The sequence below is a fragment of the Pediococcus sp. genome, assembly GCF_003533255.1.
Taxonomy (GTDB): domain Bacteria; phylum Bacillota; class Bacilli; order Lactobacillales; family Lactobacillaceae; genus Pediococcus; species Pediococcus parvulus.
Map to the genome: position 1 here is coordinate 1 of NZ_DOEM01000014.1, position 12,864 is coordinate 12,864.

The 12,864-nt window shown below is 39.3% G+C and carries 13 protein-coding genes and 1 other annotated feature; of the genes, 6 read left to right on the plus strand and 7 right to left on the minus strand.

Features of this window, described 5'->3' with window-relative positions; translation table 11 throughout:
* Positions 1 to 40: 40 nt before the first annotated feature.
* The 3 genes from DD627_RS03970 to DD627_RS03980 form a co-directional block, all read right to left on the minus strand.
* The gene (locus tag DD627_RS03970; protein ID WP_057784037.1) at positions 41 to 502 is read right to left on the minus strand and encodes a MarR family winged helix-turn-helix transcriptional regulator; all 462 of its coding nucleotides are present in this window, start codon (positions 500 to 502) and stop codon (positions 41 to 43) included.
* A 336-nt stretch (positions 503 to 838) separates the two neighbouring features.
* Entirely contained in the window at positions 839 to 1,636 is a 798-nt protein-coding gene (locus DD627_RS03975; RefSeq protein ID WP_260274276.1) for a Cof-type HAD-IIB family hydrolase, read from the minus strand.
* A 115-nt stretch (positions 1,637 to 1,751) separates the two neighbouring features.
* Positions 1,752 to 2,639: an AraC family transcriptional regulator gene (locus DD627_RS03980; RefSeq protein ID WP_068804997.1), complete on the minus strand. Its 888-nt coding sequence runs from the start codon at positions 2,637 to 2,639 to the stop codon at positions 1,752 to 1,754.
* Between the two features lie 179 nt (positions 2,640 to 2,818).
* Here DD627_RS03980 and DD627_RS03985 point away from each other — a divergent pair, with 179 nt between their 5' ends.
* A complete protein-coding gene (locus tag DD627_RS03985) occupies positions 2,819 to 3,631 on the plus strand; it encodes a Cof-type HAD-IIB family hydrolase (RefSeq protein WP_260274275.1) in 813 nt (270 codons plus the stop codon).
* Positions 3,632 to 3,653: 22 nt separating this feature from the next.
* Here the strand turns inward: DD627_RS03985 and DD627_RS03990 are convergent, their stop codons facing one another.
* Together DD627_RS03990 and DD627_RS03995 are read right to left on the minus strand one after the other, a co-directional pair.
* Positions 3,654 to 4,064: a peptide deformylase gene (locus tag DD627_RS03990; RefSeq protein ID WP_260274274.1), complete on the minus strand. Its 411-nt coding sequence runs from the start codon at positions 4,062 to 4,064 to the stop codon at positions 3,654 to 3,656.
* Entirely contained in the window at positions 4,057 to 4,527 is a 471-nt protein-coding gene (locus tag DD627_RS03995; protein ID WP_057784046.1) for an NUDIX domain-containing protein, read from the minus strand. Before DD627_RS03995 ends, DD627_RS03990 begins: the two co-directional genes overlap by 8 nt.
* A 326-nt stretch (positions 4,528 to 4,853) precedes the next feature.
* Positions 4,854 to 5,100: a binding site (T-box leader), on the plus strand.
* Positions 5,101 to 5,155: 55 nt separating this feature from the next.
* On the opposite strand from DD627_RS03995, the gene DD627_RS04000 reads away from it, so the two are divergent.
* The gene (locus DD627_RS04000) at positions 5,156 to 6,271 is read left to right on the plus strand and encodes a 5-methyltetrahydropteroyltriglutamate--homocysteine S-methyltransferase (RefSeq protein WP_260274273.1); all 1,116 of its coding nucleotides are present in this window, start codon (positions 5,156 to 5,158) and stop codon (positions 6,269 to 6,271) included.
* Positions 6,272 to 6,365: 94 nt separating this feature from the next.
* On the opposite strand, the gene DD627_RS04005 is transcribed toward DD627_RS04000, so the two are convergent.
* The gene (locus DD627_RS04005; RefSeq protein ID WP_260266685.1) at positions 6,366 to 6,641 is read right to left on the minus strand and encodes a bacteriocin immunity protein; all 276 of its coding nucleotides are present in this window, start codon (positions 6,639 to 6,641) and stop codon (positions 6,366 to 6,368) included.
* Positions 6,642 to 6,811: 170 nt separating this feature from the next.
* Here DD627_RS04005 and DD627_RS04010 point away from each other — a divergent pair, with 170 nt between their 5' ends.
* The 4 genes from DD627_RS04010 to DD627_RS04025 all read left to right on the plus strand — a co-directional run bounded on the left by DD627_RS04010 (position 6,812) and on the right by DD627_RS04025 (position 10,585).
* Positions 6,812 to 7,264, plus strand: coding sequence for a MarR family winged helix-turn-helix transcriptional regulator (locus DD627_RS04010; protein WP_057784051.1), 453 nt, complete (start codon positions 6,812 to 6,814; stop codon positions 7,262 to 7,264).
* Position 7,265: 1 nt separating this feature from the next.
* A complete protein-coding gene (locus DD627_RS04015) occupies positions 7,266 to 7,787 on the plus strand; it encodes a GNAT family N-acetyltransferase (RefSeq protein WP_068805009.1) in 522 nt (173 codons plus the stop codon).
* A 251-nt stretch (positions 7,788 to 8,038) separates the two neighbouring features.
* Positions 8,039 to 9,391, plus strand: a complete 1,353-nt coding sequence (locus DD627_RS04020; RefSeq protein ID WP_260274272.1) for a sugar porter family MFS transporter — start codon at positions 8,039 to 8,041, stop codon at positions 9,389 to 9,391.
* A gap of 39 nt (positions 9,392 to 9,430) precedes the next feature.
* Positions 9,431 to 10,585: a glycosyltransferase gene (locus DD627_RS04025; protein WP_260274271.1), complete on the plus strand. Its 1,155-nt coding sequence runs from the start codon at positions 9,431 to 9,433 to the stop codon at positions 10,583 to 10,585.
* A gap of 101 nt (positions 10,586 to 10,686) precedes the next feature.
* Here the strand turns inward: DD627_RS04025 and nagE are convergent, their stop codons facing one another.
* Positions 10,687 to 12,690 (minus strand): N-acetylglucosamine-specific PTS transporter subunit IIBC, encoded by a 2,004-nt coding sequence (nagE, locus tag DD627_RS04030; RefSeq protein WP_260274270.1) that lies wholly within the window; start codon positions 12,688 to 12,690, stop codon positions 10,687 to 10,689.
* Between the last annotated feature and the right edge of the window lie 174 nt (positions 12,691 to 12,864).

The following is a 12,864-nucleotide window of genomic DNA, read 5'->3' on the forward strand; positions in this document are numbered from 1 at the left end:
AACCACAAAGGGATTATCGCATTAAGACCGTCTTTTTTTGTTAATTTTTTTCGATTCCCAGTTCAATGATCCCCGCCTTTTCCATTAAGCGGATACTTTCTTCCAGGTGATGGACTAAAGATTTTTGATCGTTGCTATCAAGTAAGGCGACTCGACTTTCGATCTGAGACTGAATCAAATCCATATGGGCCTTAACAACTGATTGACCCTTTTTTGTGCGTTGAACATTAATGATTCGGCGATTATCCTCGTTTCGTTTTCGGTGCACTAGCCCACGTTTTTCAAGTGTATTAATAATGCGGGTCAATTGTGGTCGAGTGATGCCGATCGCGATTGCCAGTTCAGTCATGGTCATGCCGGAGTGACGGTAAACATTTCTGAGCGTGATGGCTTGCAATCTAGTGAGTTCGAAATCTTCGAGAGACCGATTTTGTGAGATTACTTGTGCGAAGGCCAAAAACAGTTTGCCAAACGCATCGCCACTATTAGTATTTGTTTCCATAATTTGCGTCTCCAAAGTTGGTATAAAAATAAGTTTTCATAACAGTTTGAAGGTAGTATGAAATCATGGACACGATTCCATACTACCTTCACAAAGACTGCTTTTTTGTAATGATTGGATTGATTAGCGTGACTAGTAAGACTCCCATTTAAACCACAGCAATTCGTTTATTGACCTCAATCATATTATTATCTATACCGACACAATCTGCCTGATGGTCTTTGAGAAAGGGTCTTTGTGTTACAAATAATTAGTTCAATTATGGCTTTCTTCTCGTTTTTATAATCTTTTTCAAGTGATTTAGATTAGCAATGATGGGTTTAAACCAAGTTTTAATTAGTTTTGGGACTTTAATAATTGATCTAAGAAAACCAAAACGCCTTGTTTCTGATTATCCAATGTTTGGTCATCAGACACAGCCTTGACTGCCAGTTGCGCATTTTGCATAGCAACGCCTAATCCTACTTCACGGATCATTTCGAGATCATTACCACCATCTCCAAACGCACACATTTCAGAAAGGTCGATACCAAGAATACTGCCTAGTTCTTTTAAACCAGCCGCTTTGTTCATGCCGGGTTGAATGAGGTCGATATCGCCGTGACCACTGCTTGTTGGTTCAGCCAAGCCCGTTAAAAGGGTTTGGAGCTGTTTGACAATAGCGTCAGTTTTTTCTGGTGGACAACCAATCGCAAATTTTACAATATGATCATCGATTTTTGAGAAGTCATCTACTAAATCTAAATGATAATAAAATTGACGCATCTTAGTGATATAAGCTGGATCCTCACTGGCCAAAATATAAGCACTTTTTTGACCACACACTATAATTTTCAGGTTGGCAACCAAAGCGAGATCGTTTAAGATGTGAGTGACAATTGTTGGTGAAAATGAATGTAGCGCATAAATATTTTGTTGATCACGAATATAAGCGCCGTTTTCCGCCACATAAATTGTGTCGGGATAAGTTTTAAAAAAAGATTTCAGTTGAAAATACTGATTACCACTAGCGACGACAAACCGAATTTTACGTTGCTTGAATTGTTTCTGTAATGCCGCGAATTTGGATTCATCATAGCTCATATCATCTCGTAAAAAGGTGCCATCCATATCAACTGCAATTAGTTTAATCATATTAATATTCTCCAAAATTTTATTTGGTTGGCAGTTTGGTTACCCACAATTTTCATGGATCAAAAAAGCCTTCCATAATGTAATTACAGAAGGTAGTTTACCATTTTAGCAACCCTTACAAAGGACGATTTTGAAAGCAACTGGTATCAATTTTGTGATACCGCGCATAGGTTTGGCGGTAGGCGGTTGGTGTTAGGTTCTTCCATGCTTTGAAATTACGATTCAAGGTTTTATTGTTGGTGAAACCACAAATATTGGCGATGTAATCAATGGGTTTATCCGTTTCCAAGAGTAACCGCCGGACATTCATTAAGCGCACCAGCCGCAGGTAACGATTCACCGACATTTGGAGATTGGCATTAAATTGTTGATTTAAAGTCGTCAAGGACACGTGAAATTGGCGGGCTAGCGTTGCTCCAGTAATGGGGTGGGCATACGTGTGATCAATATAATCCATTACTGTATCAGCCAACGATGGATTAGTTTTCACATTTTGAGGGGCAACAGGGATGGTAAATGACTGCGCCAGCAAAACGAGTAAGTTGTAAAAATGACTTAAGACAGATAACCGCGCTAAATCTGAAATTCCCTGCGCAAGAATATCGTGAATCGCAATCAAATGGGTACGAATAGCGGCGTAACCGGTTGGATCATTTTGTTTGGCTTGGGGACCAACTAAAGTGATTTGCCAATTAGCACTTTTCGGTAGTTGGGCCTGTAAAAAATCATCATCTATAATTAAGCCAAATTCTGCCCAGTCAACGTTGGGATCACCAGAAGCACTGTGGACACTTCGTCGATTGACTGCCCAAATGTCGCCAGGGTGATATTCAGCAGTCTTGCCGTCCGTAACAAATTTTAAAGTTTTGCCAGCTGTTAAACAATTTAATTCGATTCCTTGATGCCAGTGAGGCGCAACATTAATGGATGTTAAAGGACTGTGTTCATAATATTTAAAAGGAAGTCCAGGCATGACTTGGACGTTTTCGTGTTGAATTTGCATTAGAGTTCACCCCAAGATTAATTCTAGATCGTTTGATTGCTAATTAACTAAAAATGCTTAAAATGGCCACAATTACTTTTAAAAATGGCGCTTACATCTCTCTATCATCTGCTATAGTTTACCTATATGCAAGAGATAGGTACAGTAAAAACAATGTGTCACGCTGAAAGGAGATCAACATGTCAATTCGTTTAATTGCACTTGATATTGATGATACGTTATTGGATTCACAGGGGAAATTATTGCCTAACACTATAACGACAATCAAAAAGGTAACGACCAGTGGGATCAAAGTTGTCTTGTGTTCAGGACGACCACTTGCCGGGGTTAAACCCTACGATGCAGCTTTGGGGATTGATGGCGATGATCAATACGCCATTACCTATAATGGGGCGGTGATTGAATCCGTTAGTGGTCGGGTTGTGGCAAAACATTTAGTTAAAAATGAAGATTATCGAAAAATGACTAGCTATGCGCAACACCAGCAAATTGCGTTTAACGTGCTTGATGAACACAGTTTGATTTACACAGCAGATCATGATGTGAATCGGATTACGGTGGTTCAGGCGTGGGAAAATAGTGCTGGGTTGCTAATTCGCACGCCAGACGAGTTACCAGATAATTTTGAAATTGCAAAAGGCCTATTTGTTGGTGAAAAAGACCAGCTTGATGCAATTGAGGCCGGAGTTAGAGCCACATTTGGACAAGACTTTTATGTGGTGCGAGCCGAACAAAACTTTCTCGAGTTAATGAATCCTGTGGTAAACAAAGGACAGGCACTGAAAGATCTTGCCATGGCATTACATCTAAGTGCAAACGAAGTGATGGCAGTGGGGGATGAAAGAAATGACATCCCGATGTTTAAGTTTGCAGGAACGGCTGTTGCGATGGGGAATGGCATTGAGTTAGCCAAACTGAATGCGGACTATGTGACTGATACCAATGACAATGATGGTTTAGCAAAAGCGATTCAGAAGTTTGCGCTTAACTAAGAGAGTGATGCTGGAACAATAGCTAAATTAAAATGCCGTCACAGTGGTCAACTTCATGTTGAATGATTTGGGCGATCCAGTCCGAAAACTTTTGAGTGTGGGGGACAAAATTTTGGTCCTGATAAGCCACTTCAATTTGTTTGTAACGGGTAGTTGGACGTTCTCCTAATAAAGACAGACAGCCTTCCTTAGTGGAATAGGCGTCTGTTTTTTTCGTAATTATAGGGTTTACCATTGGAACTGGCAATAGTCCCATTTGAAAAACAATGATGCGTTTGTTCACACCAATCATGTTGGCCGCCATCCCAACACAATCAGCTTGATGCGCCTTGAGAGTGTCTAATAAATCAGTTGTCACTTGAGCATCTGCTTTGGTAGCTTTAACTGCCTTTTGTGATAGTGACGCTGTGTTGCGATTGATGGGTTTAATCATGGTTTTGCTCCTTAAATGTTTGGTTGCTTGGAAAGTACAACTCTTTATTTTTATGATTGAGATAATCGGTAAAAATGGCCGAAACAACCGAATTTAGCTTATAGTTTTTCATTTGATTCCGTGCCAACCACAATGTTTGACCTTCATTTTTTGTTCCGGCTAGGTTATGTGTTGCAGTTTCTGTGGGAATTGTTGCTTGATATACAAAGATGAGTTCTTTGAGACTGTCTTGACGGTCGAAATTAACAAAGCCCATTAGTGTGGGAGACACAATGGTCAAACCAGTTTCTTCTTTAATCTCTCGAATGGCCGCGCTTGTGACGGATTCGTTGGGTTCCACATGACCACCAGGAAATGTTAGTGATGGTTCGAATTCGGAATCATTTTTTTTCATAACAAGTATTTTTTGATTACAGTTAATTAAACAAATACAAGTAAGTTCACAAGGATATGTTCGATCCATGAGGCTAGCTTCCTCTCTATATTAAAATTCTTTTTTACTTATTTTATCATGTTGAATGAAGAGGCGTGATATTGATTGTTAGCGTTATTGCAGTAGATGCAAGGGTTCAAATCCCTAATGACGATGTGTTTAAAAGGATTAAAGCTTTTTATATTTAGATGGAGGAACCCTCTGAAAGACGGTTATAAATGCTAAGTACGCTTCCAGCAGGTTTACGATCCCACATAAAGCACACTTAGCTTTTTATAACTAGTATTTTATTCATTTATTTTTCCACTTGACAATTCATTTTATCACGATTAGAATTGCATTAAAATCAAATTAATAAATGAACAATGAAAAGATGAGTAGTCATGCGATTGACTTTTAGAGAGGTTCCGTTTGGTGAAAGGAACTACAATCAAGTGGTGAAGATGGTCTTGGAGAGAAATGTTGTTGAATCATTGACTAGACAACATTGGGTACGCCCATTAACGCGCAGAGTATAGCAATTTTATTGTCGTACTTTTTAAGTTGTTTAGTGTGAACTAAACAAAAACAAAAGGTGGTACCGCGAGATCAATCGTCCTTGGAATTTATTCCAGGGGCGTTTTTTATTGTTCAAATAATAAATAGGAGAGTGTATGAGATGACAGTTAGTGTAAAGAATCAATTTCCATATCGTTATGACGAAGTAGGCAGTTTGTTGCGGCCAGAAGCTTTGAAAGAGGCTCGGGCCAAATTTCATGCTAATAAAATTAGCACGGATGAGTTGAAAAAGGTTGAAGACCAAGAAATTGACCGGATTGTTAAAAAACAAGTTGAGCTTGGTTTAAAGGCGGTAACTGCTGGTGAGTTCCGTCGTAGCTGGTGGCACTTGGACTTTATCGATGGTCTAAATGGTGCCCATTTCTTCACACCTGAAAAGGGGTATAATTTTAATGGTCTTGAAACCCGTAAAGGTGGCATCAAGATCACAGATAAGGTGACTTATAACCCTGATCATCCTTTCTTTGCGGATTTCTCATACCTAAATAGTATTGTGCCAGAAGGCGTGACTGCTAAACAAACGATTCCAAGCCCATCTGTTTTGTTTCCTAATAAGGATGCAGAAATTTTTGATGACTATTATGACTATGATTTGGACGACTTTGTGGACGATTTGATTGTTGCCTACCAAAAAACGGTTCAGCATTTTTATGATTTAGGTTGTCGTTACCTACAAATTGATGATACCTCATGGGGAATGTGGGCCAGTTTTTCAAAGGGCACGCTGAATCCTGACTTAAAACCCGTTGCGAAAGCAGCTGTTCGTGCAATCAACGCCATTGCTGATAACAAACCAGCAGATTTAACCTTGACGATGCATGTGTGTCGCGGAAATTATGCTTCAACATGGGCAGGGGCAGGGGCTTACGATCCAGTGGCCGACTACTTAGCACAACTCCATATTGATGGTTATTTCTTGGAATATGATGACGAACGCTCTGGTGGCTTTGAACCTCTTAAGAAGATTGCCGATAATGGCCGTCATCAACGCATTGTGTTAGGCTTGGTTACTTCTAAGAAACCAGAGCTTGAACCACAGGCTGTTTTGAAAGCACGAATTAAGGACGCTAGCCAATATGTACCTTTGGAAGATCTTTGCTTATCAGCACAGTGTGGCTTTGCCTCAACTGAAGAGGGTAACCACTTGACCGAAGACCAGCAATGGGACAAGTTGAAACTTGTGATCGACACGGCTAAATCGGTGTGGTCAGATTAAATTTAGAAAAGTGACTTCAGTTTCGACTATGATAAATAAGTTAAGTCACAAAAATGAGGTAAGGGGAAATTCCCAAACCTCATTTTTGTATAGTTTAGTAAAGATATGCTGGTCCCCAGTACTTTACAGCATTATGGGCAATTCCTTCATACAAAGTTGTTAAAGCATGTGGTGCCACGTATTGATGAGCAAGTAAATAATGTGTAATTTCACGACTGAGTTTTACGCAAACTAGTTTGACTTCAGCATTATTTTCTAATTCAGTTGCATAAGTTAAGAGAAACTTTGAAATTTCTGTATTTTGTTTGATTTCTGGATCTTTGTAGGCCTCATCAATTAAATTAAAAATTGCTTTTTGTTTTTTGTCCATTTCCTGCTCCCCCAATGTTGTGAATCACATATGGTATACACCTTGTTAGATCAGTTTCAAGTCGACCATTCTGTTAAGATGAATTTTGATATTTTGATATTTTGAAAATTGGTTTTGCTGTATTTGCAACAAAATGCTATAATGTTTTTTATTAAGCGAGGTGATTTCCAATGGCCGATGTTTTACGCGAAATTGGCGCAATTTCAAGAGCACTCGATTCGATTAGTAATATTGAGTTTAAAAAGTATGAGTTAACCAAAGGACAGTACCTTTACTTGGTGCGCATTTGTGAAAATCCCGGTATTATTCAAGAACGAGTAGCTGAAATGCTTAAAGTGGATCGGACTACCGCGGCTCGAGCCATTCAGAAATTAACGCAAAATGGGTTAATTGAAAAACGAATGGGCGTCACTAATAAGAAAAATAAACAGCTCTTTCCAACATCAAAAGGACTGGCAATTTTCCCCGTTATTCAAAGGGAAAACAAGTATTCAACTAGGGTGGCTTTGAATGGGTTTACGGATGAAGAACGGCAATTAGTTGAACGATTATTAACCCGAATGCGCGAAAACGTTTCGTCAGATTGGAATTATGTTAAAAAAGGAAATCAGCGGAGGTACTGAAATGATAAAACAAGTGCAACTGACAAAATTAGACGTCAATGATTGGCAAGAATTACAAAAAGTGAGTATCGAAACTTATAAGGATACGTTTGATCCTTTCAACCCGCCTGATATTATGGACGCTTATTTGACGGAGGCGTATGAACCGAAAAAATTGCAGCGGGAGTTAGCAAATCCTAATTCTAGTTTTTACTTTGTGAAGGTCGATCAAGAAACAGCCGGGTACTTAAAAGTAAATATAAATGATGCGCAAACCGAAAAAATGGGAACTGATAATTTGGAAGTAGAAAGAATTTATATTCGTCCAGCTTTTAAACACCAGGGATTAGGTACCCGCCTCATTCAAGAAGCGGAAAAACTAACTCGTGAAAATCATAAGGCCAAAATTTGGTTGGGCGTTTGGGAACATAACGAACCGGCTAAACATTTCTACGCCAAGTTTGGGTTCAAACGCATTGGCCAACATTCCTTTTTTATGGGCGATGATGAACAGACAGATTATTTGATGCAAAAGGTGCTTTAACTACAAAAGGTTCGATTCTAGACATAAGAATTGGCCTTTTTTTATATGCAATTGTCTCTCCAAATAGAAGAGAAAATCCAGTGTGGCCCTCAATGAAAACGCTTTATAATGGGTTTTGTTTGTTTATGCCAAAATTTGGTAGTAGGGTTTACTTGGATAGCACTTTAAATTAGTTAGTGGAGGAGGGTAACTTTCGAAACAGAATACTGATTTGAGGATGATATTTTTTATTTTATTAAGGAGTGATTTGTTTGCATCATAGAACACGTAACTTACGTCATACAACCAGCGTAATCACAATTGGTGGTTTGTTATTTGGTTATGACACAGGTGTGATTAACGGTGCGTTGCCATTTATGTCAAGTAGATCGCAGCTAAATTTAAATGCGACAGGTCAAGGTTTAGTATCCAGTATTTTAATTTTAGGTGCCGCTTTAGGTTCCATGTTTACTGGAAAAGTTTCGGCACTTTATGGGCGCCATCGTGTGGTCCAATGGATTGCCAGCTTATTTATTCTCGCTAATGTATTTTGTGCGTTGGCACCGAACGAATTTATTTTTATTATTTTTCGGTTTGTTTTGGGAATTGCCGTCGGGGCGGCATCCGAAGTAATTCCTGTTTATCTCTCGGAAATTTCACCGATTAATGCCCGGGGGATGGTTGTTACCCGTAACGATTTCAAAATTGTGTTGGGGCAATTTTTCGCTTATGCCGTTAATGCCATTATTGGTGGGACGTTTAGCAATATTATGTGGATTTGGCGTGTCATGTTAGTCATGGCGTCCTTACCGGCTGCAATTTTGTTGTTGGAGGATCGTTCCGTTCCGGAAAGCCCTATTTGGTTATGGAAGAATGGCTATTTTAAAAGAGCTAAATTGGTCATGCAGAGATATTTGCAACCCAAGGAAGCTAAGCAAGAAGTTGAAGAACTTCAAACTGATGACGATTCAGTTACTCCAGCACAAACTTGGCGAAACGTCTTATTTTCGAGTAATATCAAGATTTTATTAATAGGGGTTGGACTAGCAATTGCTCAGCAGATCACGGGGGTCAATGCCATTATGTATTACGGTACCTTAATGTTAGAAAAAACTGGGTTAACACGAAGTTCGTCACTTTATGGAAACATCATCATTGGATTAGTATCTGTGTTGAGTGTGGGTATCAGTGTCCGAATTGTTGGACGATTCAAACGCCGTCATTTATTGTTGGCGGGGTTAATTGGTAGTTCGGTAATTTTAGCCGCTTTGAGTTTAGTAACTCGTTTACTGACAGGCTTAGGGCTAGTCATAACAGTTCTGGCTTTTATCACGTTATTTTTAATTTGTCAGCAAGGACTTATCAGTCCGCTAACTTGGTTAATTTTGTCAGAACTATTTCCGATTGATATTCGTGATGTTGGAATGAGTTTTTCAACGTTTTTTGTTTGGATGGCGGACTTTGCAGTTAGTTTCATCTATCCAATTTTGATGAGTGCGTTAGGATTGTCCGCAGTTTTCCGAATTTTTGCGGGTTGTGGCGTTCTTTGTCTCATATTTGTTTACTTGGTCGTACCTGAAACCAAAAATAGAACGATGGTCACATCTAATCAAGTGAATAATTAAACGGAAAGTATTCAAGCTTTAAAATAGGAGTGAATTATTGTGAAACCAGTAGAAACAGCAACCAAGGATGTCCCTCAAGGTGACATTCACGGCTATGATCAGATTCTGAAATATTTTAATAGTGAGCCTGTGAAACAGACAAAAAAGGATGCGTATCATTCAATTACGTTTGTCACGACCGGAATTATTGCTTATGACGGCGGTCAAACAACAATGCTACATTTAGGAACATTGCTTAGTCAACAGGGATACGATGTTTATTATCTAAGTTATGTGCCGCAAACTCGTAAAGAGATGGCTCAAAACGCTGAATTCAACTATGCCGGTTATGAAGGTACTTGTTTGGACATGAGTCAGTTAGATTCACATAAGTCGGATATCTGGCTCGCAACTTTGTGGGAGTCAGCGTATGTGATTAAAAATAAACCAGGTTACAAAATGTATTTTGTGCAAGATTATGAGCCTTATTTTTATCCTTATGGTGATCGTTATCAAATGGCCAAAAGAAGTTATGAATTAGGACTGCATATGGTTTCGTTGGGGCCATGGTGCGCAAAAATGATTAAGGAGAATTGTACTGTGACAAGTCCAATTGATCAGATTAATTTTCCGGTCAACTTGGAACAGTATCCTTATCAATCTCGTGATTTTAGTCATTATCAGAATAAAAGTAGCTTTGATGTGGCCGTGTATACTAAGTGGAGCAGTCCAAGACGAGCACCAATTAATATTCAGTTGAGTTTGAAGAATTGTCAGGCAATTTTAGCTAAACATGATATGAAATTGAATTTACATTATTTTGGTACTGATAAAGCCGCAAAGTTTATTAATGGAGAAAATCTTGGCAAACTAACCAAAACTGAGATGATTGATTTGTATCATCGTTGTGATTTTGGCATTGCTCCATCAATGACAAACTTCTCGTTAGTACCTTTTGAAATGATGAGTTGTGGGCTTCCATTGATCGATTTTAAAGAAGGAACAGGAAAATATTTCTTGCCAGAAGGTTCTTATTTACAGACTAGTTTTGATGAAAAATATTTGGCCCAGACTTTTTTAAACGCCAGATTGAATAGTTTTGTAATTGAAAAACGAGTGAAAAAGGGCGTTTCTTATTTAAAGTCCATTACGTGGAAACAGACGCTTACAGATTTTGAGGCAATTATCGAAAAGATTTCGATCACAGTTGCATAAAAAATGAAAAAAGAAGAGAAGACCGCAACAAAAACATAGTGTTTTTCGTAGTCTCTCTTCTTTTTTTGAATATTTTTTACTCTTCTTGATGTCACATCTATTTATTTAGTTGTGGCCTCCAAAATTTTAGTTTTCGGCGAAACCTGATTATTCAGTACCTTAAATTTCAGGAGAGAAATGGCATCCATATTGGTGATGATTACCATCATGGGGGTCTGTTTGCCGGCATCTTTAATGGCTTGTAAATCAACGTTAGTAACTAAATCACCATGATTGATGTGTTGACCATCACTAACTTTTACATCAAAAGGTTTACCTTTTAATTCGACTGTATCAATTCCCATGTGAAGGAGGATCTCCAGACCAGAATCAGTTGTAAAACCAATGGCGTGTTTGGTTGGAAAGACGGTGGTAACCGTCCCATCAACTGGAGAGGTAATGGTGCCAGATGTGGGTTCAATGGCAAATCCATCACCTAACATTTTTTGCGAGAATGTTGAATCATTGACATCTTCAATATTCATATACGTGCCATCAGCAACACTGTAAAACTCATTTAATACACCAGATTTGATAGCAGAATCCGACGTTGTTTCAGCAGGAGATTGGGTCTTAGTCGTTGCTTCTTCTTCAAGTTCTGCAAGCGGCGTTTTGGCGTTAAACAGTTTGCTTAAAGCATCGGCTACAAACTGAACTTCAGTTCCAATAATGATGTGGAGGTTTACTTTATCAAGCTTATTTAAGCCCACAGCTCCACTGCGCTTGATGGCAGCCTCATCGATTTTATCCGTATCTTTCAGTTGTAAACGTAAACGAGTTGTACAGTTATCCACAGCAGTTAAATTATCAGCACCGCCTAGGGCCACATAAATTTTTTTCGCTTGAATACTGAATTTATCGTCTTTATCATCGGTTTGAATAGTTGCCTGGGGAGCATCACCGTCATCAGTGTCAGTTAATGGTTCTCGTCCAGGAGTCATTAAGTTAAACTTTTGGATGGCAAAATTAAATCCAAAGTAGTAAATGGCAGCCATCACTAATCCTTGCGGAATCAGCATTAACGGATGGTTTGCAATTGGATTTTTTAAACTCAGCACATAATCGATTAAACCAGCACTGAATGAAAAACCGGCTGTCCAGTGCATGAAGGCGGCAAATGCCATTGATAAGCCCATGAAGAAGGCGTGAATGACGTATAACGGCCAAGCTACAAACATGAAGGAGAACTCAAGAGGTTCAGTAACACCGGTGAAAAATGAAGCAAAGGCGCCTGCTAGCATCAAGGAACCAACTTCTTGTTTGCGTTCAGGACGCGCGTTTCGATAAATGGCGTAGGCTCCAGCTGGTAACCCGAACATCATAACAGGGAAGAAACCAGCTTGGTACATTCCGGTAACACCTTTCGGACCTTCATGAGCTAAGAACTTACCAATATCATTGATCCCGGCTACGTTAAATAGGAAGACAGAGTTCAAAGCTTGATGAAGACCAGTTGGAATCAGCAAGCGGTTGAAGAATCCGTAAATACCAGCTCCTAGAGGGCCTAAGCCGACGACAAATTTTCCGAAAATGACCAAAGCGTTGTAAAGCGGTGGCCAAATGACAAGCAGGACAGCACTGACAATTAACATGACGAGCGCCGCCATAATTGGGACTAACCGTTTGCCACTAAAGAAGGAAAGCGCCATTGGCAATTTGGTGTTGTGGAATCGATTATACAAGGCCGCGGCAATTAAACCGGACATAATTCCGATGAAAACATTGCTGATTGCTGCAAATGACGGATCCACTGCCGAAACTTTAGTGCCAAGCAAGGTCGCCACGGAACTAGACTTCAAAACATTTGTGGGAACTTCAAATGCAACTAGTCCAGCTAAAGCTGCGGAGCCATCCTTATCCTTAGCCATCCCTAATGCTGTCCCGACAGCGAAGAGTAGTGGCAATTGATTTAAAATTGCATTACCACCAGCTTGTAAAAACCGGGCAATAAAACCACTATCTGCGGATGCCCACCAAAAGCCGACGCCGACAAGTAGTGCTGCCGCCGGTAAGACGGCCACGGGAAGCTGTAAAGAACGACCTAACCTCTGAAAATATGTTTTCATTATGAAAACCTCCTGAAAAATAGAATGAAATTTACAAATAATTTCATTTATTAGTCTAGGTTACAGAAAACAATAATGCAAGTGGTTATGTTACATGATCTCACATGTATCAGCATTTATTTGATTTTTTTTGAAATTGGTTTACCTATGAATGACGATGAAAAAATGCCGATT

What these genes read in the sequence shown, in the direction of transcription:
- DD627_RS03985 (WP_260274275.1), top strand. Translation starts at nt 2,819, where the DNA reads ATGTCAATTCGTTTAATTGCACTTGATATTGATGATACGTTATTGGAT.
- DD627_RS03990 (WP_260274274.1), bottom strand. Translation starts at nt 4,064, where the DNA reads ATGATTAAACCCATCAATCGCAACACAGCGTCACTATCACAAAAGGCA.
- DD627_RS03995 (WP_057784046.1), bottom strand. Translation starts at nt 4,527, where the DNA reads ATGGATCGAACATATCCTTGTGAACTTACTTGTATTTGTTTAATTAAC.
- DD627_RS03975 (WP_260274276.1), bottom strand. Translation starts at nt 1,636, where the DNA reads ATGATTAAACTAATTGCAGTTGATATGGATGGCACCTTTTTACGAGAT.
- DD627_RS04015 (WP_068805009.1), top strand. Translation starts at nt 7,266, where the DNA reads ATGATAAAACAAGTGCAACTGACAAAATTAGACGTCAATGATTGGCAA.
- DD627_RS03980 (WP_068804997.1), bottom strand. Translation starts at nt 2,639, where the DNA reads ATGCAAATTCAACACGAAAACGTCCAAGTCATGCCTGGACTTCCTTTT.
- DD627_RS04000 (WP_260274273.1), top strand. Translation starts at nt 5,156, where the DNA reads ATGACAGTTAGTGTAAAGAATCAATTTCCATATCGTTATGACGAAGTA.
- nagE (WP_260274270.1), bottom strand. Translation starts at nt 12,690, where the DNA reads ATGAAAACATATTTTCAGAGGTTAGGTCGTTCTTTACAGCTTCCCGTG.
- DD627_RS04005 (WP_260266685.1), bottom strand. Translation starts at nt 6,641, where the DNA reads ATGGACAAAAAACAAAAAGCAATTTTTAATTTAATTGATGAGGCCTAC.
- DD627_RS04010 (WP_057784051.1), top strand. Translation starts at nt 6,812, where the DNA reads ATGGCCGATGTTTTACGCGAAATTGGCGCAATTTCAAGAGCACTCGAT.
- DD627_RS03970 (WP_057784037.1), bottom strand. Translation starts at nt 502, where the DNA reads ATGGAAACAAATACTAATAGTGGCGATGCGTTTGGCAAACTGTTTTTG.